This is a genomic window from Nocardia sp. CA-107356 (assembly GCF_050946365.1).
Taxonomy (GTDB): domain Bacteria; phylum Actinomycetota; class Actinomycetes; order Mycobacteriales; family Mycobacteriaceae; genus Nocardia.
Genome location: NZ_CP191992.1, coordinates 6,963,573 through 6,982,999 on the forward strand (window position 1 = coordinate 6,963,573; position 19,427 = coordinate 6,982,999).

Annotated in this window: 20 protein-coding genes; 6 read left to right on the top strand and 14 right to left on the bottom strand. The window is 65.9% G+C overall.

The features are described from left to right. Window positions 1-159: 159 nt before the first annotated feature. From ACQP1G_RS31215 to ACQP1G_RS31230, 4 genes are read right to left on the bottom strand one after another with little or no spacing between them, the layout of a single operon-like run. Window positions 160-1,617, bottom strand: a complete 1,458-nt coding sequence (locus ACQP1G_RS31215; RefSeq protein WP_433193191.1) for a GntP family permease — start codon at window positions 1,615-1,617, stop codon at window positions 160-162. Between the two features lie 8 nt (window positions 1,618-1,625). Then, window positions 1,626-2,234: a bifunctional 4-hydroxy-2-oxoglutarate aldolase/2-dehydro-3-deoxy-phosphogluconate aldolase gene (locus tag ACQP1G_RS31220; protein ID WP_433208970.1), complete on the bottom strand. Its 609-nt coding sequence runs from the start codon at window positions 2,232-2,234 to the stop codon at window positions 1,626-1,628. Window positions 2,235-2,257: 23 nt separating this feature from the next. Beyond that, window positions 2,258-3,871, bottom strand: a complete 1,614-nt coding sequence (locus tag ACQP1G_RS31225) for an N-acyl-D-amino-acid deacylase family protein (RefSeq protein WP_433193193.1) — start codon at window positions 3,869-3,871, stop codon at window positions 2,258-2,260. Window positions 3,872-3,880: 9 nt separating this feature from the next. Beyond that, window positions 3,881-5,173, bottom strand: a complete 1,293-nt coding sequence (locus ACQP1G_RS31230; RefSeq protein WP_433193194.1) for an amino acid deaminase — start codon at window positions 5,171-5,173, stop codon at window positions 3,881-3,883. A gap of 142 nt (window positions 5,174-5,315) precedes the next feature. On the opposite strand from ACQP1G_RS31230, the gene ACQP1G_RS31235 reads away from it, so the two are divergent. The 3 genes from ACQP1G_RS31235 (at window position 5,316) to ACQP1G_RS31245 (ending at window position 7,616) form a co-directional block, all read left to right on the top strand. Continuing rightward, the gene (locus ACQP1G_RS31235) at window positions 5,316-6,365 is read left to right on the top strand and encodes a sugar kinase (RefSeq protein WP_433193196.1); all 1,050 of its coding nucleotides are present in this window, start codon (window positions 5,316-5,318) and stop codon (window positions 6,363-6,365) included. A 64-nt stretch (window positions 6,366-6,429) separates the two neighbouring features. Continuing rightward, on the top strand, window positions 6,430-7,212 hold the full coding sequence (locus ACQP1G_RS31240) for an IclR family transcriptional regulator (protein ID WP_433193197.1): 783 nt from the start codon (window positions 6,430-6,432) through the stop codon (window positions 7,210-7,212). Next, window positions 7,209-7,616 carry a RidA family protein gene (locus ACQP1G_RS31245; RefSeq protein ID WP_433193198.1) on the top strand — a complete coding sequence of 136 codons (408 nt, stop codon included), beginning with the start codon at window positions 7,209-7,211 and terminating at the stop codon, window positions 7,614-7,616. Before ACQP1G_RS31240 ends, ACQP1G_RS31245 begins: the two co-directional genes overlap by 4 nt. A 3-nt stretch (window positions 7,617-7,619) precedes the next feature. Here ACQP1G_RS31245 and ppc read toward each other — a convergent pair whose 3' ends face one another. The 7 genes from ppc to ACQP1G_RS31280 all read right to left on the bottom strand — a co-directional run bounded on the left by ppc (window position 7,620) and on the right by ACQP1G_RS31280 (window position 15,964). Then, the gene (gene ppc / locus ACQP1G_RS31250) at window positions 7,620-10,451 is read right to left on the bottom strand and encodes a phosphoenolpyruvate carboxylase (RefSeq protein WP_433193200.1); all 2,832 of its coding nucleotides are present in this window, start codon (window positions 10,449-10,451) and stop codon (window positions 7,620-7,622) included. Window positions 10,452-10,675: 224 nt separating this feature from the next. Next, window positions 10,676-11,095 (bottom strand): VOC family protein, encoded by a 420-nt coding sequence (locus ACQP1G_RS31255; protein WP_433193201.1) that lies wholly within the window; start codon window positions 11,093-11,095, stop codon window positions 10,676-10,678. A gap of 56 nt (window positions 11,096-11,151) precedes the next feature. Beyond that, on the bottom strand, window positions 11,152-11,328 hold the full coding sequence (locus ACQP1G_RS31260) for a maltose acetyltransferase domain-containing protein (protein ID WP_433193202.1): 177 nt from the start codon (window positions 11,326-11,328) through the stop codon (window positions 11,152-11,154). 32 nt (window positions 11,329-11,360) lie between these two features. Further along, window positions 11,361-11,936 (bottom strand): GTP-binding protein, encoded by a 576-nt coding sequence (locus tag ACQP1G_RS31265; protein WP_433208973.1) that lies wholly within the window; start codon window positions 11,934-11,936, stop codon window positions 11,361-11,363. 28 nt (window positions 11,937-11,964) lie between these two features. Further along, window positions 11,965-12,363: a DUF742 domain-containing protein gene (locus tag ACQP1G_RS31270; protein WP_433193203.1), complete on the bottom strand. Its 399-nt coding sequence runs from the start codon at window positions 12,361-12,363 to the stop codon at window positions 11,965-11,967. A gap of 35 nt (window positions 12,364-12,398) precedes the next feature. Further along, window positions 12,399-12,827: a roadblock/LC7 domain-containing protein gene (locus ACQP1G_RS31275; protein WP_433193204.1), complete on the bottom strand. Its 429-nt coding sequence runs from the start codon at window positions 12,825-12,827 to the stop codon at window positions 12,399-12,401. Next, complete coding sequence (locus ACQP1G_RS31280; protein ID WP_433193205.1) at window positions 12,824-15,964, bottom strand: nitrate- and nitrite sensing domain-containing protein; 3,141 nt, start codon at window positions 15,962-15,964, stop codon at window positions 12,824-12,826. Before ACQP1G_RS31280 ends, ACQP1G_RS31275 begins: the two co-directional genes overlap by 4 nt. Window positions 15,965-16,900: 936 nt before the next feature. Here ACQP1G_RS31280 and ACQP1G_RS31285 point away from each other — a divergent pair. The 3 genes from ACQP1G_RS31285 to ACQP1G_RS31295 all read left to right on the top strand — a co-directional run bounded on the left by ACQP1G_RS31285 (window position 16,901) and on the right by ACQP1G_RS31295 (window position 18,300). Further along, on the top strand, window positions 16,901-17,248 hold the full coding sequence (locus ACQP1G_RS31285; RefSeq protein WP_433193206.1) for a hypothetical protein: 348 nt from the start codon (window positions 16,901-16,903) through the stop codon (window positions 17,246-17,248). A gap of 109 nt (window positions 17,249-17,357) precedes the next feature. After that, window positions 17,358-17,891, top strand: coding sequence for a DUF3558 domain-containing protein (locus ACQP1G_RS31290; RefSeq protein ID WP_433193207.1), 534 nt, complete (start codon window positions 17,358-17,360; stop codon window positions 17,889-17,891). Between the two features lie 22 nt (window positions 17,892-17,913). Then, window positions 17,914-18,300 carry a hypothetical protein gene (locus tag ACQP1G_RS31295; protein WP_433193208.1) on the top strand — a complete coding sequence of 129 codons (387 nt, stop codon included), beginning with the start codon at window positions 17,914-17,916 and terminating at the stop codon, window positions 18,298-18,300. Window positions 18,301-18,330: 30 nt separating this feature from the next. On the opposite strand, the gene ACQP1G_RS31300 is transcribed toward ACQP1G_RS31295, so the two are convergent. From ACQP1G_RS31300 to ACQP1G_RS31310, 3 genes are read right to left on the bottom strand one after another with little or no spacing between them, the layout of a single operon-like run. After that, window positions 18,331-18,588, bottom strand: a complete 258-nt coding sequence (locus ACQP1G_RS31300; RefSeq protein ID WP_433193210.1) for a hypothetical protein — start codon at window positions 18,586-18,588, stop codon at window positions 18,331-18,333. Window positions 18,589-18,605: 17 nt separating this feature from the next. After that, a complete protein-coding gene (locus ACQP1G_RS31305) occupies window positions 18,606-18,947 on the bottom strand; it encodes a hypothetical protein (RefSeq protein WP_433193211.1) in 342 nt (113 codons plus the stop codon). Further along, window positions 18,944-19,378: a hypothetical protein gene (locus ACQP1G_RS31310; protein WP_433193212.1), complete on the bottom strand. Its 435-nt coding sequence runs from the start codon at window positions 19,376-19,378 to the stop codon at window positions 18,944-18,946. The genes ACQP1G_RS31305 and ACQP1G_RS31310 overlap by 4 nt, the downstream gene beginning before the upstream one ends. Between the last annotated feature and the right edge of the window lie 49 nt (window positions 19,379-19,427).

The following is a 19,427-nucleotide window of genomic DNA, read 5'->3' on the forward strand; positions in this document are numbered from 1 at the left end:
TGGGAGCCACCGTATGACTACCCTCGACTCGAGCCAACGCAATAGCAGAGCGCCGAGTACCGGAGGAGAGTGCGGCGACCCGCTAGCGCATGGGATTGGCAGCCCGGCAACGGGGTTCGATCCCCGTGCCGGGCTGGTGTGAACTGTGCAGGCGATCGCTCAGCTGACGATGGCGAACAGCACCGCGGCGACCGCGAAACTCACCACCGAGAGCACGGTCTCGAGCACCGTCCAGGTCTGCAGGGTTTGCTTCACGGTCAGGTTGAAGTACTTCGAGATGATCCAGAAGCCGCCGTCGTTCACATGGCTGAGGATGATCGAGCCCGCGGCGATGGCCATGGCGATGAGTGCGATGGCCATCTGTGAGTAGCCGTGCCCGGTGACCAGGGGTGCGACGATGCCGCCGGTGGTCACGATGGCGACGGTGGCCGAGCCCTGGGCGATGCGCAGACCGCAGCTGATGATGTAGGCGAGCACGATCACCGGCAGCCCGGCGGCCGACATGGTGTCGGCAAGCGCGGTGCCGATTCCGGTGGCGGAGATGACCTTTCCGAAGAACGCGCCCGCACCGACCACCAGCAGCAACATGCCGACCGGCTTGAGCGATTCCGCGGTGAGCGTGCTGAGTTCCTGCACGCTGGAGCCGCGCCGCACGCCGAGGAGATAGAAGGCGACCAGTACGGCGATCAGCAGGGCCACCGCGGGCGTGCCGAGGAAGGTCAGCACCTGCAGCAGTTGCGAATCCTTGGCCAGCCATTGAGTGCCGAAGGTGGCGCCGAGGATGAGCACCAGCGGAATCGCGATGATGCCGACGATGAGCCCGACCGAGGGCGCGCGGGTCGCGGTTCGGGTCGAACCGGGATCCGTTGCGGTGCCAGGACCTGCGCTCTTCGCTCCAACCGGCTGATCGGTCTCCGGCCGAACCAGGAATTCGGCGGGCACCTCCACCTGCACCCGCTTGCCGATGTAGCTGCCCCACACAATGCCCGCGGCGATGAATCCCGGTATGCCGCAGACGAATCCCATGATGATCAGCCAACCCAGACTCACCCCGAGCAGGCCACCGAGTGCCACCGGTCCGGGATGGGGTGGGAGGAAGGCGTGGGTCATCGACAGTCCGGCCAGCATCGGCATCGCATACAGCACCAGTGACCGCCCACCGCGCTTGGCGGCCACATAGATCAGCGGCGCGAGCACGAAGATGCCGATATCGAAGAAGACCGGGATCCCGAAGATGAGCCCGAGCAGACCCATGGCGACCGGTGCGCCCTTCTCGCCGAAGATGCCCAATAGCTTGCCGGTCAGAACGTCCGCGCCACCGGAGCGTTCGAGGATCGCGCCGAGCACCGTGCCGAGGCCGATGATGACCGCGATATGCCCGAGTATGCCGCCGAAACCGGTCTCCAGCAGCGAATCACCGGACTTGATCGCGGTGCCGACGATCTTCGACACCGGTAGTCCGGCGGCGAGCGCCAGACCGAGTCCGGTGAGCAGCAGCGCGATGAACGGCTCCAGCTTGACCTTGATAATGGCGAACAGCAGTACGGCAATCGCGAGTCCGCACAGCACCAGCAACCCAGGGGTGGTAGTGCGCAGCCAGTCGACAGTGGCGCCCATGGGGAACCTCAATTCATGGATCGAACGAATGACGCCGCACGCGAGGCGATGTCGGACCATCGGCCCGCGGCGACGTCGGATGGGGCCACGACATCGGTACCCGCGGTCACTGCCACGGCTCCGTTGGCGAGGAATTCGGCGGCATTGCCCGCATTGACGCCCCCGGAGGGGATCAGCGCCACGTCGGGAAAGGGGCCGCGCAGGTCCTTCAAGTAGCCGGGGCCGAGTGCCCTGGCCGGGAAGATCTTCACCGCGGCGGCACCGAGATCCAGTGCGGTGAGAATCTCGGTGGGCGTGAAAGCACCCATGACGACTGGGATGTCACGCTGTGCCGCGACGGCCGCGACGTCGGCGCGCACGCCGGGGGTGACGAGGAACCGTGCCCCGTTATCGATCGCGGCCGCGGCCTGGTCGGCGTGCAGCACGGTCCCGACACCGACGACCGCACCCTGGGTCGCGGCGGCGACCCGCAGGTAGTCGAGCACACCGGGGGTCGTGAAGGTGAGCTCCAGCGTGCGAATCCCGGAGCGCGCCAGGGCATCCGCCAGCGCGGACGGATCCGGAATCTCCGGCGCGCGAACCACACTCAGCACCCGGTCGGCGCGAATGACGTCCATGGCGTCGAGAGAGCCTTCGGCGTTCAATATGTCTCCTTCCGCGAGGTATCCATCCGCAGCGCACGCCCGGCGAGTGCGCCGGTCGGCATGCCGCTTTCGATGGCGAACTCGCCATTGACCAGCACATGCTCGATCCCGCGCGCCTGCTGTTTGGGGTTGTCGAAGGTCGCGGTATCGGTGATCGTCGCCGGATCGAAGAGCACGAGATCGGCGGCGTATCCGGTGAATACCTGTCCGCGGTCGCTCAGCCGCAGCCGCTCGGCGGGTCGTCCGGTGAGATGGTGCACGCACTCCTCGAGCCCGAGCACTCCGAGTTCGCGGACGTAATGGCCCAGATAGCGCGGGAAGGTGCCCCATGCGCGCGGATGCGGCCGATCACCGACGAGCAGCGCGTCACTGCCGCCCATATGCCCCGGATGCACCATGATCGCGCGCACGTTCTCCTCGTGCCCGACGTGCTGCAGGATGGTGGTGGCCAACTGATCTCGGCGCAACAGCTCGAAGAACACCTCGACCGGCGCGCTACCACGCTCGGCCGCGAGCTCCGCGATCGTCCTACCGACGCATTGCGCCAACTCCGGGTCGGCAACACCGCTGATCTGAATGGTCTCCCATTCGACCGTCACACCGTGACAGCCGTCGGAACCATTCACATTGACGTCCAGGGCGATTCGCGCACGCATCTCGGGATCATCGATGCGGGCCAGCGCCGCATCCGGACCACCCGACATCGCCCAACTCGGCAGCAGCGCCGACAGCGTCGTCGAGCCGGGCAGATACGGATAGGTGTCGAGGGTGATATCGCACCCCTCGGCCCTGGCGGCATCGATCAACGCCAGGAATTCCGGCGCGCGCCCACGGTTCACCCCGAAGTTCATGGTCGCGTGCGTGAGATGCACTGCGCATCCGGTACTCCGAGCGAGGCCGATCATCTCGGCGTAGGCCGCCAACGCCCCCTTGCCGTAGGAGCGGGTGTGCGGCGCGTAGAACCCGCCGTACTCGGCGACGACCGCGCACAGTGCCGCCAATTCCCCGGTGTCGGCATACATTCCGGGCGTATAGGTGAGCCCGCTCGACATCCCGACCGCACCCTCGCGCAGCCCCTGAGCGAGCAGTTCGCGCATGCGCCGGACCTCGTCGACGGTCGCCGGACGCTGTTCACTGCCGACGACCAGCAGTCGCAGGGTCCCCTGCGGCACGAGGTAGGCGGCGTTGGGGGTGATGCCCTGATCCAGACGGTCCAGGTATTCCGCGACCGTGCGCCAGGAGAAGTCGAGTTCGGTGGGATTGCCGTTCCACCCGGCGATCTGACGCCGCAGCACCGACAGGGCCGCGTCATCGATCGGGGCATAGGACAGCCCGTCCTGTCCGATGACCTCGGTCGTGACGCCCTGGCTGATCTTCGGGAAATGGCCGGGATCGGTGAGCAGATGCAGATCGGAGTGCGCGTGCATATCGATGAAGCCCGGTGCGAGCACCGCGCCGGGCGCGGCATCGATGAACCGCGCCGCCGCGGTGATCGTGCCCGGTTCGGCGAGCGTGGTGATCCGTCCCCGGTCGATGGCAACATCGGCGCGGAAACGCGGCGCTCCGGTGCCGTCTATGACGTCGATATTGCGAAACACCAAGTCCGTCATGGCCACTCGTCAGAAGAAGGTGTGGACCAGGTCGACGATGCGTGGCCGTTCGGCGTCGGCATCGTCGATGACCGGGATCAGCCGCCACTTGTCGAAGGCCGTGCACGGATGCGATAGACCGAGCCGCACCACGCTGCCGACGGGCAGGTCGGTGGGCGCACCGCCCGGTAGCCGCAGGTAGGCGTGCTGATCATTGAGTGCGCTGACATGCGCCCCCGGATTCAGCGAACCTTCCGGTCCCGCAACGAATTGCGGGACCGGAAGCCCCTCATCGAAGGGAAGATCGCGCTTCCCCGCGTCCAGCAGCGCGAGCTCCGCCTCGGGGCGCGAGACGGTGCGCGCCCACCCGTGCATCGCCGAGCGCAGCGGGCGTTCGCTGCGCGGGGCGGCCAGCGGTGAGATGCCCGCATAGAAACCGTCGTCGTGGATGATGTAGGCGCCCGAGCGCAGCACCACTGTGGTCGGAACACCCTGTGCGCCTTGCTCGTCGGCGAGTCCGGACAGACATTCGACGACCAGGTCCGGGTAGGCGCTGCCGCCCGCGGTGACGATCGCCCGATCCGGATAGCGTCCGGTCGCGGCGAGTTCGCGGTGCAGGCGGGCGATTTCGTCCAGGTAGTGCCGGACGCCGGAGATGCCGTCCGGGGTGCGGTCGTGGGCGAGCGCACCCTCGTAACCGCCGACTCCGGCCAGTGTCAGCCCCTCGGACTTACCGACCGCCTCGGCGATGGCGTGACCCTGTTCGACCGTGCGCGCACCCGTACGCCCGTGCGGCCCACCGAGTTCGACGATCACCCGGATGCGCACATCACCGGACAGGTGCTCGTCCATCAGTGCAACCGACTCGACGCTGTCGACCCAGCAGACGAACTCGAACTCCGGATCACGCGCCAATTCCTCGGCGACCCAGCGCAATCCGACGGGATCGACCAGCGCGTTGGCGAGCACGATCCGGCCGACGCCGAACGAACGGGCCACCTGCACTTGCCACACGGTGGCGAAGGTGATGCCCCAGCTACCGGCCGCCAACTGCTGGGCCCACAGCTGCGGCGCCATTGTCGTCTTCCCGTGTGGTGCCAGGCGCACGCCCGCGGCCGCCGCCCAATCGGCCATCACCGCGACATTGGCCGCGACGGCGGCGCGATCGACGGTCAACACCGGTGTCTCGAACTCGTCGAGGTGCGGCGCGGTGTCCAGGTATTCCCGGACCGTGCGGCCCCACGCCGCGGGTGGCAGACCCTTGTGTTCGGGGCCGAGCGTCCGATCCGCCAGTGCGGCAACGGCTTTCTCATCGATCGCCATGTCGCTCCTTCCCGCGGAATCGCGTCCGCTGAGCCATATCCTCCGTGCATTGCATATTTTGCAACGCTTGTTGCGCATCGCGTTTTGCGTGGTTATTCTGCACTGGATGGCCGGTGGCCGCAAGAGCAGAAGGGAGATCGATGTGACGTGGCCTACAACGCCACCCCGCCGACGGGCGGTGACCATCGGTGAGGGGCTCGCCGTTCTGGTGGCGCGCCCCGGTCCGCTGGAGGACTCGGAGAACTTCGAGCGAACCGCGGGCGGCGCCGAGGCGAATGTGGCCACCGTGCTCACCCAGCTCGAGGTGGACGCCGCATGGATCTCACGGGTCGGCGACGACGGATTCGGCCGGTACCTGACCGGACATCTCGCGGCACGCGGAGTGGATGTGTCCGCGGTCGTCACCGATCCAGCGCGCCCCACCGCGGTCTATGTCAAGGAGCGCGGCAGCGGCTCGGGCAAGGCGACGGATCTGGCCGAGCGGGCCAGTCGCATGCTGTACTACCGCACCGGTTCGGCCGCCAGCGCACTGTCCACCGCCGATCTCGCGGCGACCGCGGCGGCCGGACTGCTCGAACGCTGCGATGCCGTGCATTTCACCGGAATCACCACCGCACTCTCGGAATCCGCGACCGGACTCACCGAAGCCCTTATCGCACTGCCGCGCCGGGGCAGGCTGGTCGGTTTCGACCTGAATTACCGTCCGGCACTGTGGGCCGGACGCCTGGCGCAGGCCGCGGAGGTACTCGCCCGCCATGTGCGCGGCAGCGATGTGGTCTTTCTCGGCGCCGATGAAGCCGGTGCGGTCTTCGGCGTCGACGACGCCGACCGATTGCGCGCGCTGTTCCCGGAGCCGCACCATCTGGTGGTCAAGAACGATGAGCATTCGGTCACCGGATTCTCCGGCACACAGCGGGTCGAAGTGCCCGCACTCGCATTGGAGATCACCGAGCGGATCGGTGCCGGCGATGCCTTCGCGGGCGGCTATCTCGCCGCCCTGCTGCACGGACGTCCGCTGACACAGCGGCTGCGTTTCGGCCATCTGTGCGCCGCCGCCGCGCTGACCGGCACCGGTGATGTCGCGGAACTGCCTTCGCCGAGGACGCTGGAAGCCTTGGCCGAGCTCGACGAGTCCGCCTGGGGGCGTGTGCATTACCGCAGAGACGTGCTAGCCGAGAATGTGACGTCATGAGCGAGCGTAGCGAAGACACAGCGTCCATGACGAGAACCGGGCCGAGCGCCGGCGAGGCACGGTCATGAGTCAGAGTTTGTTGCGTGCGTTGACCATCCTGCTATCGCTCGGGGAGGACGCCCGGTCATTGGATCAGCTCGCGGCCGAACTCGGCGTGCACAAGTCGACGGTGCTGCGGCTGCTGCAGACCATGGAGTCACAGCGCTTCGTCACCCACGACAGCCAGCACCAATACGTGCTGGGTTCACGGCTTTTCGAACTCGCCAACCGCGCACTGGAACAACGTGACGTCCGCACACTCGCGCGCCCACATCTCAGCGCGCTGAATTCCGCTACCGGCCAGACGATCCACCTCGCCACCTACGAATCCGGCGAGGCGATCTACATCGACAAATTCGATGCGATCCAAAGCGTGCGAATGTACTCACGGATCGGTCGGCCCGCCCCACTGCACTGCACGGCGGTCGGCAAGGTGCTCGTCGCCGCGCAGCCGCGCGCGGAGTGGCGGGTGGTCGCGGAGCGCATCGACTACCGCAAGTTCACCGACCGCACCATCGGCACCCCCGAGGGCTATCTAGCGGAACTGGAACTCGTTGCCGCACAGGGCTATGCCGAAGATCACGAGGAGCACGAAAGCTTCGTCAACTGCATCGGCGTCCCGGTGCGCAACGGCACGGGGACGGTGGTCGCCGCGGTCTCCATGTCGGTACCGGACATGCTGCTCGACCACGACCAAGTGCTTGCCGAACTGCCGCGGGTCCGTGCGGCAGCCGATGCCATCTCCTCCGAACTCGGCTGGACTCCCGGCCGCACCGCACATCCGACCACAACGAAAGGCCGATCATGAGTGTGAAGATCGCGGTCCGCACCACCGATGCCCCCGCACCCGCCCACACCTTCTCCCAGGGCGTGCGCAAGGGCCCGTTCGTCCAGGTGTCGGGTCAGGGGCCGGTCGATCCGGCGACCAACGCATACCTGTTCCCGGATGACGTCGCCGCCCAGACGATTCGGACCCTGCAGAACGTCAAGGCCATCGTCGAGGCGAGCGGCGCGACCTTCGATGATGTGGTGATGCTGCGCGTCTACCTGACCAAGCGCGAAGACTTCGCCATCATGAACGACGCCTACGGCGAATTCGTCACCGCCAATACCACCGGCGAGGTACTGCCCAGCCGCACCACCGTTTTCACCGGCCTGCCCCGCGCCGAAATGCTGGTCGAAATCGACGCGCTCGCGATCATCTCGGAATAGGCGCTAGCCGGAGTTGCGCAGCGCGGTGGCGAGTCCGTTCATCGTCAGCAGGATGCCGCGTTTGACGAGTTCGGAATCGTCGCCCACGCGCAGCCGTCGCAGCAATTCCACCTGCATCTGGTTCAACGGCTCCAGGTACGGGAAACGGTTGTGGATCGACTCCGCCAGGGACGGGTTATCGGCCAGCAGGTGGTCGTTGCCGGTGATCGCGGCGTGCATGCGGATGGTGCGGGCGTGCTCGTCGCGGATCATCCCGAAGATCTGCTCGCGCAGGGCCACATCGTCGACGAGTTCGGCGTATCGGGCGGCGATAGCCAGATCGCTTTTGGCCATGACCTGGGCCAGGTTCGAGAGCACGGTGCGGAAGAACGGCCACCGCTGGTAGAGGTCGGACAGCGTGGCCAGACGCTCCGGATCACCGCCGACCCACTCCTGTAGTGCCGCGCCGGTCCCGTACCAGCCCGGCAGCATGACCCGGGCCTGACTCCACGACATCACCCAGGGGATGGCCCGCAGATCGTAGACCGAATTCGTCGGTTTGCGGGAGGCGGGCCTGCTGCCGATATTGAGATCGCCGACCTCGGCGACCGGGGTGGACTGCCGGAAATACTGTACGAATCCCGGTGTTTCGTGCACCAGACGCGCATACGCCGCCCGCGCACGCGCCGCCAGATCGTCCATGAGTTCATAGGACGGTTCGGCGTCGGGACCGAGCCCCTCGACATCGAGCAGCGTCGATTCCAAGGTGCCTGCGATCAATGACTCCAGATTGCGGTGCGCCGCACGGGATTCCGCGTACTTGGCGGCGATAACCTCGCCCTGTTCGGTCAACCGCAGCGACCCCTGCACCGCTCCGGCGGGCTGGGCGAGAATGGCGTCATAGCTGCGCCCGCCACCACGGCCTACGGTCCCGCCGCGACCGTGGAAGAGCCGCAACCGAATTCCGGTCTTACGCGCCACCTCGACCAGATCCAACTCCGCCCGATACAGCGCCCAGTTGGCGGCCAGATACCCGCCGTCCTTATTGGAGTCGGAGTAGCCGAGCATGACCTCCTGCCGCATCCCCTTGGCGGACACCAACTCGCGGTACACCGGAACATCCAGCGCGGCGGCCAGTGTATCCGCCCCGGCGCCCAGATCCTCGATGGTCTCGAAGAGGGGCACGATATTCACCGGGCAGCTCGACGGCCCGTCGGGCTCGCCCGGATCGAGCAGCCCGCCCTCCTTCAGCAGCAGTGCCGCTTCCAGCATGTCGCTCACCGAGGTGCACATGCTGATGATGTAGTTCGGCACCGCCTCGGTACCGAAGATGTCCACGACATCCCGTGCGGCACGGACGATATCGAGTTCCTTGGCGGCGAGTTCGCTCAGTCGCGCGTGCGGGCCGAGCAACGGGCGACGGGTACGAAGTTCGGCGGCGAGCAGTTCGACCCGTTCCGGTTCGGACAGGCTCGGATAGTCCGAATGCACACCCGCCCAAGCGAATAGCTCGGCGACGACCTGTTCGTGCACCTCCGAGTTCTGCCGCATATCCAGACCCTGGAGATGAAATCCGAAGGTTTCGATGGCATATCGCAGCGCGGCCAGCCGGTCGTCGGCGATCAGTTCGTCACCGCTGGCCCGCATCGAGGCATCGATCGCGTCCAGATCGTCGAGTACCGCCTGCGGTGACGGATACGGTTGCGCGGCAACACCTACCGGCCGCGCCGCATCCGGCACGGCTCCGTCCGGTGCCTGTGACCGCGCACCCTGCTCGCCCGGTCGGCCGGGCACCGTGCCGAGCGCGCGTTCGGCGGTGGCCGATAGACGCGACCAGATACCGTGCAGCGCACGCCGATACGGCTCATCGGCATGCGTGGCCGAATCCGGGTATCCGATCTCGGCGAGTGCCGCCACCTCGGGCGTGACCCGTACCAGTCGCGCCGACTGCGACAGCGACTTCTCCAGCTCCACCAGCTCGTGCAGATACCGGCCGAACGCGACGGCCGCGGCCTGCTGTGCCGCGGTACGCACCACATCGGCGGTGACGTAGGGATTTCCGTCCCGGTCGCCGCCGATCCACGATCCGGGTCGCAGCATCGGCCGCGGCAGCAGCTCGACACCGGGCCAGCGCGAGCGCAGTTCCGCCCGCAGCTCCGCATTGATCGCGGGAATCACATCGAACAGGGTGATCTCGTAATAGCGCAGGCCGACCGCGATCTCATCCTGAATCCGCAAGCGCTGCAACCGGATCAGCGCGGTGCGCCACAGCGAGAGCACCTGACGACGGATCCGCAGGTCGAAATCGGCGCGCTCACGTTCGGTTTCGGTGAAGCGCTGACGCAATCGCATCAATTCGGTGATCCGCGTCTGCACATCGAAGACGGTCCGACGTCGGGTTTCGGTCGGATGCGCGGTGATCACCGGTGACACCAAGGCGTCGGCCAGTAGATCCGCCACCGCTGCCCCGTCCAGTGCCGCCGCGTCGAGCTTGCGAAAGGTCGCCGCCAGCGACGAATCCTGCGGCGGCTCCCCCGCCGCCTCGTGCGCCGCACGCCGTCGATCGCGCTGAATATCCTCGGCCAGATTCGCCAGCAGCACGAAATAGCTGAACGCCCGGATCAACGGCAGCGCCACCGCGATATCGACGCCGTCCAGCATCTCCGCCACCGCGCTGCGCTCGACCTCTTCGCGCCGTACCCGGAATGCTTCGATCCGGACCCGCTCGATCAGGTCGAAGACCTCGGGGCCCTCGTGATCGCGAATGGTGTCGCCGAGGACGCCACCGAGAAATCGGATGTCATCGCGCAGTGGCCGGGTCGCGTCCACTTCCGTCTCGATCCGCGCCTCGCTCATGCCCGCGCCTCGCTCACGCTCGGCTCCGACATGCGCAATACATGCTGTGACACGATTCGCTCGCTGCGCGCGCTCATGATTCGACCCTACTGCGCAGTTCCCAGACCTTCGCGGTGACACCGGTGACATTCGTCCAGGTGGACCACACGCATCCGGGTGGTGGCCGAGCCGGGCGTCGGTCCCCGCCGATGCCGATTCGCCTCGGCATCGGCGAGTTCGGCGAATCAGCCGAGCAATTCAGAGAACCGCAGGTGGTTGCCCCACGGATCGCGGAACCCACAGTCCCGGACGCCATACGGCTGGGTGATCGGCTCCTGATCCACATCGACGCCCGCGTCGCGCAACCGGGCGAAGGTGTCGTCGACGGCCTCGGTGGTGAAGATCAGGGTGCCCTGGGCACCGCTGGCCAGCCGACCCTTGGCGGCCTCGCGCGCGGCCTCGTTCGGGTTCATCTCCGGGTTCTCCAGGATGAATTCGATACCGGGCTGTGCCGCCGGTCCGACGGTCAGCCAGCGACCGCCCGGAAACGGCATATCCTGGCGGACCTCGAAGCCGATGACATCCCGGTAGAACTCCAGCGCCTTGTCCTGGTCGGCGACCAGGATGGCGACGTGGGTCAATGCGAAATCCTTGCCGTTGCTCATTGCGATCTCCCTTGGTTCGAGCGGTACACAGGAATGACGCCGAGCGCATCGTGAATTCATCGGTGATCTCGACACGATTCTTTACCGCTGCGGCCCCGCCGCTCGGTCTCCTCGGGCCCGGTGCGGTTGAACTCATCGCACAACCGCTGTGCCCGGATGCGTTCGGCCACCAGCTCCGGATCGCTGTCGCGATACAACTCCCCGCGCAGCATCCGCTCCTTCTGCTCACCCACGAGCGCCAGGCTACGGGCTACGGGCTACGGGCTCAGCCGACCTCGCGGGCGTGCAGTCGGGGTGTGGACAGGCGGTGCACGAGCACCTGTTCGAGCAGTGCTACGAGCACCTCTTTCACCGATTCCCGTGCTCGCGCATCGCATTCCAGGATCGGGATCCACTCGTCGAGCTCGAGCGCTTCGCGGACCTCGTCGAGTTCGAAGTGTTCGCCCTGTTCGAAACGGTTGACCACCACCACGAATGGCGTGTTGTGCTCTTCGAAATAGTCCAGCACCGGGTAGCAGTCCTCGACGCGGCCGGTGTCCACCACGATCACCGCGCCGAGCGCGCCGTCGACCAGGTCGTCCCATAGAAAGACGAAGCGGTCCTGGCCGGGAGTGCCGAACAGGTAGAGGATCAGCGAGCTGTCGAGGGTGATGCGGCCGAAATCGAGGGCGACGGTGGTCTGGGTCTTGTCCGCGCGTCGACCCGGATCGTCGACGCCGATCGCGACCTCGGTCATCGCCGCCTCGGTCACCAGCGGTTCGATTTCGGAGATCGCGCCGATGAATGTTGTTTTACCGACACCGAATCCGCCGCTGATGACGATCTTGACCGAGGAGGGCATGGCCCGCTCGACCGGTGGTGTCCGATATTCAGAGTGCCCGTACAAGGTCCCTGATCCTCTCGATGGCTGCGGTGGAAAGTTCGGGAGCGTCCCGGACCGAAACATGCCCGGCGGTCGCGAGATCACTGACGATCACCTTCGCGACGCCGACCGGAACGTGTAGCGCCGTCCCGATTTCGGCGATGGAATGCGGCTGCTGGCACAGCCGAACGACGGTGCGCTGTTCGAAGTGCAGTGGCGCGGACAGCGCGGCAGGCGGTGCCTGCACCAGTGTTTCGATGCGCAGCCCGTCGATCAGCGGTGTGGTGCGTCCCGCCGTGACGACGAAGGGGCGCACGAATCGGTCATCGGCGACCTGCTCATCCGGACTGTCCTTCGGCGGCCGGTTGGCTCCGAGCCAGCCGAAGGATTGGTTCACCGGGATCATCCGCGGGTCCGGCAACCGCGGCCGGTCTGGATGTCTCATCTGCGCAACGACTCTCGTAATTCCGAGATGAGCGCCGGGTCGAGCAGCGCACCGGCGCGTTCGGCCAGCACCGCCATCTCGTAGCCGACCAGACCGACATCGCACCCGCCGTCGGCGATGACGCCGAGGCAGCTGCCGTCACCGAGTGCGGAGACCAAGAGGAAGCCGCGCTTCATCTCGATCATGATCAGCTTCAGACCGTCGAATGCGTAACTGCGCGAAGCGCTTCGGGCCAGGCTGGACAGGCCGGAGACCATGGCGGCCAGTCGATCCGCGCCGGTGCGGTCCAGCCCCTCCGACATGGCGATGAGCAGTCCGTCGGAGGAGACGGCGACGGTGTCGCGGACGCCGTCGGTATTGCGGACGAAGTTGGCCAGCATCCAGTTGAAGGTATGCGGGTCCGCGGTCTGTATGTGGGTCGTCACCGGATCTCCTCTGCAGTGGTGGGTGAAGCCGAGGTTTGCGCCAAATCCGTGGCGCGCGGCATGTTTTCAGATGTCTTCGCTCGCGGCTGGGTGGGACCACCGCGCTCGTGCCCGGCGCGGAACGACGAGAGCATGCTGCGGATTTCGGCCGGTGAGCGTTCCGCGACCGGGGCGCTGGGCGGATCCGGGGTGAGAATCCTCGGTGCGCTGTCGCTTCCGGTGACTGCTGTCCGTGCTCGCTTGTTGCGCTTGACCAATCCGTTCCGGGTTCGCTGCGCTGCGGCGGGTGTGGCATCGGATTCCGCTGCCGCTGTGGCTGTTTCGGGTATCTGCCACAGTGAACCGCTCGCTGGAGACGGCACGGCGGCCCGCGGCTCCCCGGTCGCGGGTACGCCGTCAGTAGGGTGATCCGACCCGGATCCGATTACCGCGGACAAGCCCATCAGGGATCCGCTGGCACCATCGCTCCCTGTTCCATCAACCCTTGCCGGACCCGTCAGCGATCCAGTGCCCCAGGACACGGCGCTGTCGCCACTGGGTACGGCTCCATCGACCCCGGTCCTGGATACGGCACCGTCATCGGAATCGTCCGGCGCGGAAAGGAAATGGGCGAACGGCGCAGGTGCTGGTGTCGGTGACGCGAATCCCGGTCGTGAATGCGCCGGTCCACCGGGCCTCGGTCGCCGAGGCCCGCCGTCGTCGGGATCGGACCCGCCGGTCATTCGCACATCGTGCATCGGTCCGCCAGGTACCGGCGAGCCATTGACCCGAGCGCCATCGACTCGAGCACCGTCGACCAGTGAGCCATCGATCCGACCGCTATCGACTGGGGCACCTCCAACCCGAGCGCTATCGAACGGGCCCCTGTCGAGCGGAGCACCGTCGACGAGAGCGCCATCGGTCCGAACGCTATCTACTGGGGCACCGCCAACCCGAGTGCCGTCGACCGGGCCCCTCTCGACTGGAGCATCACCGACAGGAACCCGACCACCGTCAACCGGAACACCGTTGTCCAGAGCACCACCAACTGGAGCACCGTCCATCGGAGCACCTTTGGTGAAAGCACCATTGACAAGAGCGCCGTTGCCCGGAGCGCCGAGCCTCGGTGTGCCGAGCACCGGTCTCGCTGAAACAGCTTCGCCCGCAAGGGATCCCCCGGCAGCACCGACTGTACCGGCCGCCGCGTCGGTATGCCCTTGCGCACCCGGCGCCGCGTCAGCAGGCCCCGGACCCGCCGCACTCCGCTCCCCGGCCCCGGGTCCGCGCCGATCCTTGTCTCCCGCGATGATTCCCGCGGGCAACAGCAGCCGCGCGACGATCCCGCTCACCGGCGACACATTCAACTCGACGTCGATCCCGAGCCGCCGCGCCAACCGGCCGACCACGTAATGCCCCAGATACCGCGTGGGCGCGACAACGAAGTCGGTCTCGCCGCGCAGCCGCGCATTCGCCTCGTCCAACTGCTCCATCGCCATGCCGACACCGTGGTCCACCACCGCGAGCAGATATCCGGTCGGCAGTTTGCGCCCGTAGATCTCCACCTCCAGATCCGGTGGGGAGAAGGCCAATCCGTTCTCGATCAGCTCGGCGAGCATATGCGCGAGATCGCTGACCACCGCGCCGGTGATCGCGATATCGTCCACCCGCCGCAGTACCACCCGGCGATAGTCGTCGACCTCCGACAACCCGGCGCGGATCACATCGGTGAGCGCGATCGGCTCGGCCCAGCGCCGCGGGCTCGCCGCACCGACCAGCACCAGCAGACTTTCGGCATTGCGCCGCATACGGGTCGCGAGGTGATCGAGTTCGAACAGATTGGACAGCGCCTTGGGATCGAGTTCCTCACGTTCGAATTCACTGATCAGGCCGAGTTGACGCCGAACCAGATTCTGGTTGCGCCGCGCCAGATTCGCCATCGATTCGGTGGTATTGCGGCGGACCAGCGCCTGCTCCGATGCCAAGACGAAGGCGGTGGTCTGCACACCGTCCAATGCCCCTGCCACGGCGGCGATTTCGACACTCGCGCCGCGCGGTGTGCGCACCGGCGCTGGCGGGTCGGGTTGGGTGTCATCGGCTGCCTGCCAGGCCGCGATCACCTCCGGCAACCGGTGATTGGCGACATCGTCCGCCTCCGCCGCCAACTCGGCGAGCGGACGCACGATGGCGCGCACACTGGCGACGACCAGCGCCACCTCGGCGGCGATGGCGATCAGCGCCGCGAGCAGGAAGCCACCGAGTGTGAGGAACGCATCCCTGCGCAGCGCCTCAGCGCGCCGCTGAATATCGGCACCCACCGCCTGCTGCACCTTGCGCTGCTCATCGATGACCGCGGTCATCTGCACCCACCAGGTGCTCGGATCCACCGAACGCAGTAGCGGACCGGTGCTGGACGCGATCGCGATCCGCTCGGATTCAGCTGCCTTGACCGCATTTTCGCTGCGCAGCACCGCATCGAGCTGGGCCTGCTGTGATGCGGTCGCATCGCGCGCGAAGGCGGTCAGACCGGCCATCTTGGCGGCGCGGATATCGAGGAACTCGACATACTCGCCATTGCGGAACTCATCGGCGGCGAAGACGCCATTGAGGAATCCGCGCTCTTTGGCCGTCTGTTCCTTGGCCTCTCCGAGCGCATACAGTGCCTCCAGCCCGTGCCGAACCTCGGCGTCGCGCGCCTGATCGAGCCCGAGCGTCAGCCGATTCAGCGCGGAAATGCCGTCGGTATAGAACTGAAAGGCGGCTTGCCTACTGGTCCGGCGAGCGTCGATCTGTGCACGGGTCGCATCGAGCGCGTCGAATTGCCCAATTGCCGAACGCACTTGGGCCGCGCCCGGCGCATTCCCGGCCGCCGCCTCCTCGAGTGCCCGCATCGCCTGATCTGTATGGACCCGCTGGTCGGCTACGGTCTGCACCAGGCGGATATCGCCGCCGAGCAGGCCATTGCTGAGCCCGCGTTCGCGCTGCGCCTCCTGCACCAGATCCTGTACGGCCAGCGCGAGCGAGACCGCGTGCACGGTGTCACCGCTCTCGCGGAACGCCTTGACCTCCCGGGCGACCGTCACGCCGAGCAGCGCCAGCACCAAAACCAATGAGACGATCAGGATTCGGGCCAATTGCCCCCGAATTGTGCGCGGTCGCACTATTCTGTTCCCGGCAACCTGGCGTTCACTTCCGGGGTCGGCAGTTATATCCGGTGTGCCACCGGATTTTTCCGACCGTTGACGTAAACGCACCACCCTGCTCCTCCGATTGCCAAGCCGTGACAGCTCCACCCGCGAGCGCACGGAAAGTCACGCAGCAGCCTGCTCCAGGGGTATGGCACTGTCAATGCGAAAACCGGACAAAACGGACATCGGACGCATTTGTATACACGCTGGTAATCCAACGTTTCCGCGGTGTCGATCCGCTCACACCCCGCTACGGAACGGTGTGACGTGACGGCCGTCGCAGGCGGATCGGTCGAGTGTTTCGGCGTGCATGATTTTGCACCGAATCTTCGGACCGCGCCCCATCGCGAGCAATTCAGCGCGTTGAAGCCGACGACGACATGACGGGCAACTGGGCGTGGAGAAATGGACCGCCCCCTACAACAGTCGGCCCAGGACTTCGTCCGCAGTTTTGCCGGCTTCGCCAACGCACCGCAGAACTACCGAAGCCAGCCGATTCGATACCGTCCGTGGCGCCTGAGAAACGTTCGCCAGCCGCTGCCGACAGCAGGAGAACTCGCCGCTGCGGGCACGATCGAGACCGCCGCGCTGGCTATCGACGCCGACATCACCCCTCAACTCACTACTCCCGCTGCCGACCAACGGAACCCGGATATTCGAAGCGGTCGACGCCTTCACCCAAGCCGACGCTCGCACTCGACACTCTCGGCATCGCCGCAGTCGGAGGAGAATTCGCCTCCGGAAGAGCTGAAGTACGAGAAGTCTCCGAAGCACAGCAAGGACCAGCGCCGTGACATACAAGGACCCGGGCAGCCACCAAGGGCACCACCGGATTTGGGACGAACTCAGCAAGGACAGGCGGAATGCTCTGGTTGAAGGCTGGCGTGGTCAACCGAAAGGGCAACCCCTGTGAGCACTTACCAACGGTTGGATCCGGTCGAGCGCGACGATGCGCAGACAATGATCGACTCGGGCGATTCGCGTGCCGCTTCGGCGGCGATACTGCGTCTGGCGCTCCACGATCCGGACGGTGATCGGGTGACCGATCGCGCGCTCGGACTCCTCGATAGCGCCGATGCGGATGTTCGCGCGGTCGCGGCAACCGCACTCGGGCACATCGCCCGACTCCATCGAAGCATCGATAGGGAAAACGTGGTCCCAGCTCTACGTGCACTGCTGAGCGATCCGAAAACCGCTGGTCGAGCGGGAGACGCACTGGATGACATCGCAATGTTCGCCCCCCACGATCAGCGCTGATCTTCTGCGCCGAATCCTCGGCGCGCGCTTCCCATCTCGACCAGCAATGACCTCCATATCGTTTGATAGGGTCAAGATCTCCAGATAGTCGCAGCTTGAGAGGGCGGGGATGGCGCACCGATGGAAGTTGATGCTGCTCGCGGCGGCTGTTCTGCCGGGGTTGGTCGCGTGTGGGAGTTCGAAGAGCGGTAATCCGAGCGCGAGTAGTGAGACGAGTGCGGCGCAGGTCAAGCTGTTCAATCCGTGTACACAGATCCCCGATGATGTCTTGAAAGCCGCCGGAGTCGATCCAGCCACCAAAGATAGCGGCGTCGCAGGAGTGCACCAGTCCGGTTGGGAAATCTGCGGCTGGAGGGGGTCGAAGTACTACATCACCGTGTACTCCACTGCCCGCGCGGTCTCGGACTTCGAGACCAAATCCGGGAATGTCGAGTTCCGTGACGTCACGATCGGTGGTCGTCAGGGCAGACAGTTCCGGGTGGAGGGCGGATCCAAGGACCTCCTTTGCGATGTGGCTTTTCCAGCCAAGCAGGGGGTTCTGCAGATAGAACTCAGCAACAGAGCCGCACTGGACAATCCCGAGAATCCGTGTGTGCTGCTCAGCCGATTCGGTGCCGAGATAGTTCCAGTACTACCGCAGTGAGTGAACAGGGAGGGGCATCAGCATGAGTGGCGACGACATCGCGCAGTGGCGCAAATTCGCGGACCAGGCACGCAGCGGCGAACTGTACTTGGACGACGAGCAGGCAGCTCAAGCCTGCATGACCGCATGTGATCAGCGGATCACAGCCCTGGAGGACATGCTCGTCTTCGCTCAGCGCGCCCAAAACGTCTCCGGCTTTGGCGATTTCCACATGGCCGACGACCTGGCCAAGATGTTCAAGGCTCAAGCCAGCGGAGAGAACAATTCAATAGAAACGATCATTCGCGAACACATTGAGGTCGTTAAAGATATGGGCCAAATCATGGCCCTCTCCATCAAACGCATCTCCGGCCAGGATGTCACCAACTCTGTGAATTTCAATACCAACACCGAATCGATGGGCGGATAAGCAATAGCGCCACCGCTTTCGCGTCATCCCTCAAATAGTCCCCTCTGAATGCTCCTGAGGCGTAATCACTTCCGTCCAGAACTCGTGCCGCACCGCATCCCACAATCGGGACAGGTTCGGGTATTTCTCACGCATATCGGCCAGATCGGGCGCAGCCGCCGGAACATCGGCTTTCAGTAACGGCCGCGTACCATCGATAAGGCTGTGCACGAGCATAATTCGGATATGCCAGTGGTCGATCTCCCAGATGGCCAGCCACCCGTCGACCTCGGTGCGACGCTCGCGCATATTCGGTCCCGTTGGAGTCAATTCCTGCGGTCGGCTGTGCCGTTCGAGTCGGGCACTCGCTGCGCCAGCTCCGACAGTTTGTCCAGTACCTCCACCAGCGTACGTAGCGGCGGGCCGCCATACACCGATGGTTGTGCTTCCAGCGGCGGGAAGTCGATATTGCGGGCCGCGGCCCGCTCGCGCGGCGTCAGTGTTTGTGGCGCGAGGCGACCCGCGGCCACCAGCGTGTAGAACGCCGCCGCCTTCCATGCACACAAGCCGACCTGGCAGGCCCGGTGTTGCCGCATCAGCTGGTGTGCCAATCGCACGTCCGCATGGCCGCAGATCCGCGGCGGGGTGAGTATCGTGTCGCCGTTCACACCGCACCCGTCTCGATCGATGCCGGACCTGCCACGCGCGCCCATGTCGTTGCGGGACAGACGGTTTCGAGGTCGAAGTTCTCACACACCCGCGCGGGCTGATTGTCCACCTGGTCCAGGTCGTAGACCACGATCGCGGCCACATCCAGGCCGGTCGCCATTGTGAGCGCGTAGCCGATCGCATCGTCGGTGTCCTGCGGCGGCCGAATGGTGTACACGTAGTGATATCCCAGCGCGCGGGCGTGCCGCTGTACGGCGATCGCATGCCGTGGCGCATGCAGTCCGGACACATCGCCGCGCACGAATCCCACGGCCTTCGGCCGCTCTCGCTCGGGATCGGCCCCCTTCGCTTCGGCGCTTGCGGACGGGATCGCGGTCGCCCTCGAACCGGGCGGCACCACGTTGTGGTCGATTGCTGTCAGGCCGGGCACTGGAGTACCTCCGAAAGATATTGTGACGGTGGCGATTTTGGAACGTCGG

Excerpts from the sequence above, each read along its gene's own strand:
- ACQP1G_RS31270 (WP_433193203.1), bottom strand. The coding sequence starts at position 12,363 with ATGATCCCGGTGAACCAATCCTTCGGCTGGCTCGGAGCCAACCGGCCG.
- ACQP1G_RS31295 (WP_433193208.1), top strand. The coding sequence starts at position 17,914 with ATGAGTGGCGACGACATCGCGCAGTGGCGCAAATTCGCGGACCAGGCA.
- ACQP1G_RS31230 (WP_433193194.1), bottom strand. The coding sequence starts at position 5,173 with ATGGCGATCGATGAGAAAGCCGTTGCCGCACTGGCGGATCGGACGCTC.
- ACQP1G_RS31220 (WP_433208970.1), bottom strand. The coding sequence starts at position 2,234 with ATGGACGTCATTCGCGCCGACCGGGTGCTGAGTGTGGTTCGCGCGCCG.
- ACQP1G_RS31300 (WP_433193210.1), bottom strand. The coding sequence starts at position 18,588 with ATGCGCGAGCGTCGCACCGAGGTCGACGGGTGGCTGGCCATCTGGGAG.
- ACQP1G_RS31215 (WP_433193191.1), bottom strand. The coding sequence starts at position 1,617 with ATGGGCGCCACTGTCGACTGGCTGCGCACTACCACCCCTGGGTTGCTG.
- ACQP1G_RS31290 (WP_433193207.1), top strand. The coding sequence starts at position 17,358 with ATGGCGCACCGATGGAAGTTGATGCTGCTCGCGGCGGCTGTTCTGCCG.
- ACQP1G_RS31255 (WP_433193201.1), bottom strand. The coding sequence starts at position 11,095 with ATGAGCAACGGCAAGGATTTCGCATTGACCCACGTCGCCATCCTGGTC.
- ACQP1G_RS31245 (WP_433193198.1), top strand. The coding sequence starts at position 7,209 with ATGAGTGTGAAGATCGCGGTCCGCACCACCGATGCCCCCGCACCCGCC.
- ppc (WP_433193200.1), bottom strand. The coding sequence starts at position 10,451 with ATGAGCGAGGCGCGGATCGAGACGGAAGTGGACGCGACCCGGCCACTG.
- ACQP1G_RS31240 (WP_433193197.1), top strand. The coding sequence starts at position 6,430 with ATGAGTCAGAGTTTGTTGCGTGCGTTGACCATCCTGCTATCGCTCGGG.
- ACQP1G_RS31265 (WP_433208973.1), bottom strand. The coding sequence starts at position 11,936 with ATGCCCTCCTCGGTCAAGATCGTCATCAGCGGCGGATTCGGTGTCGGT.
- ACQP1G_RS31225 (WP_433193193.1), bottom strand. The coding sequence starts at position 3,871 with ATGACGGACTTGGTGTTTCGCAATATCGACGTCATAGACGGCACCGGA.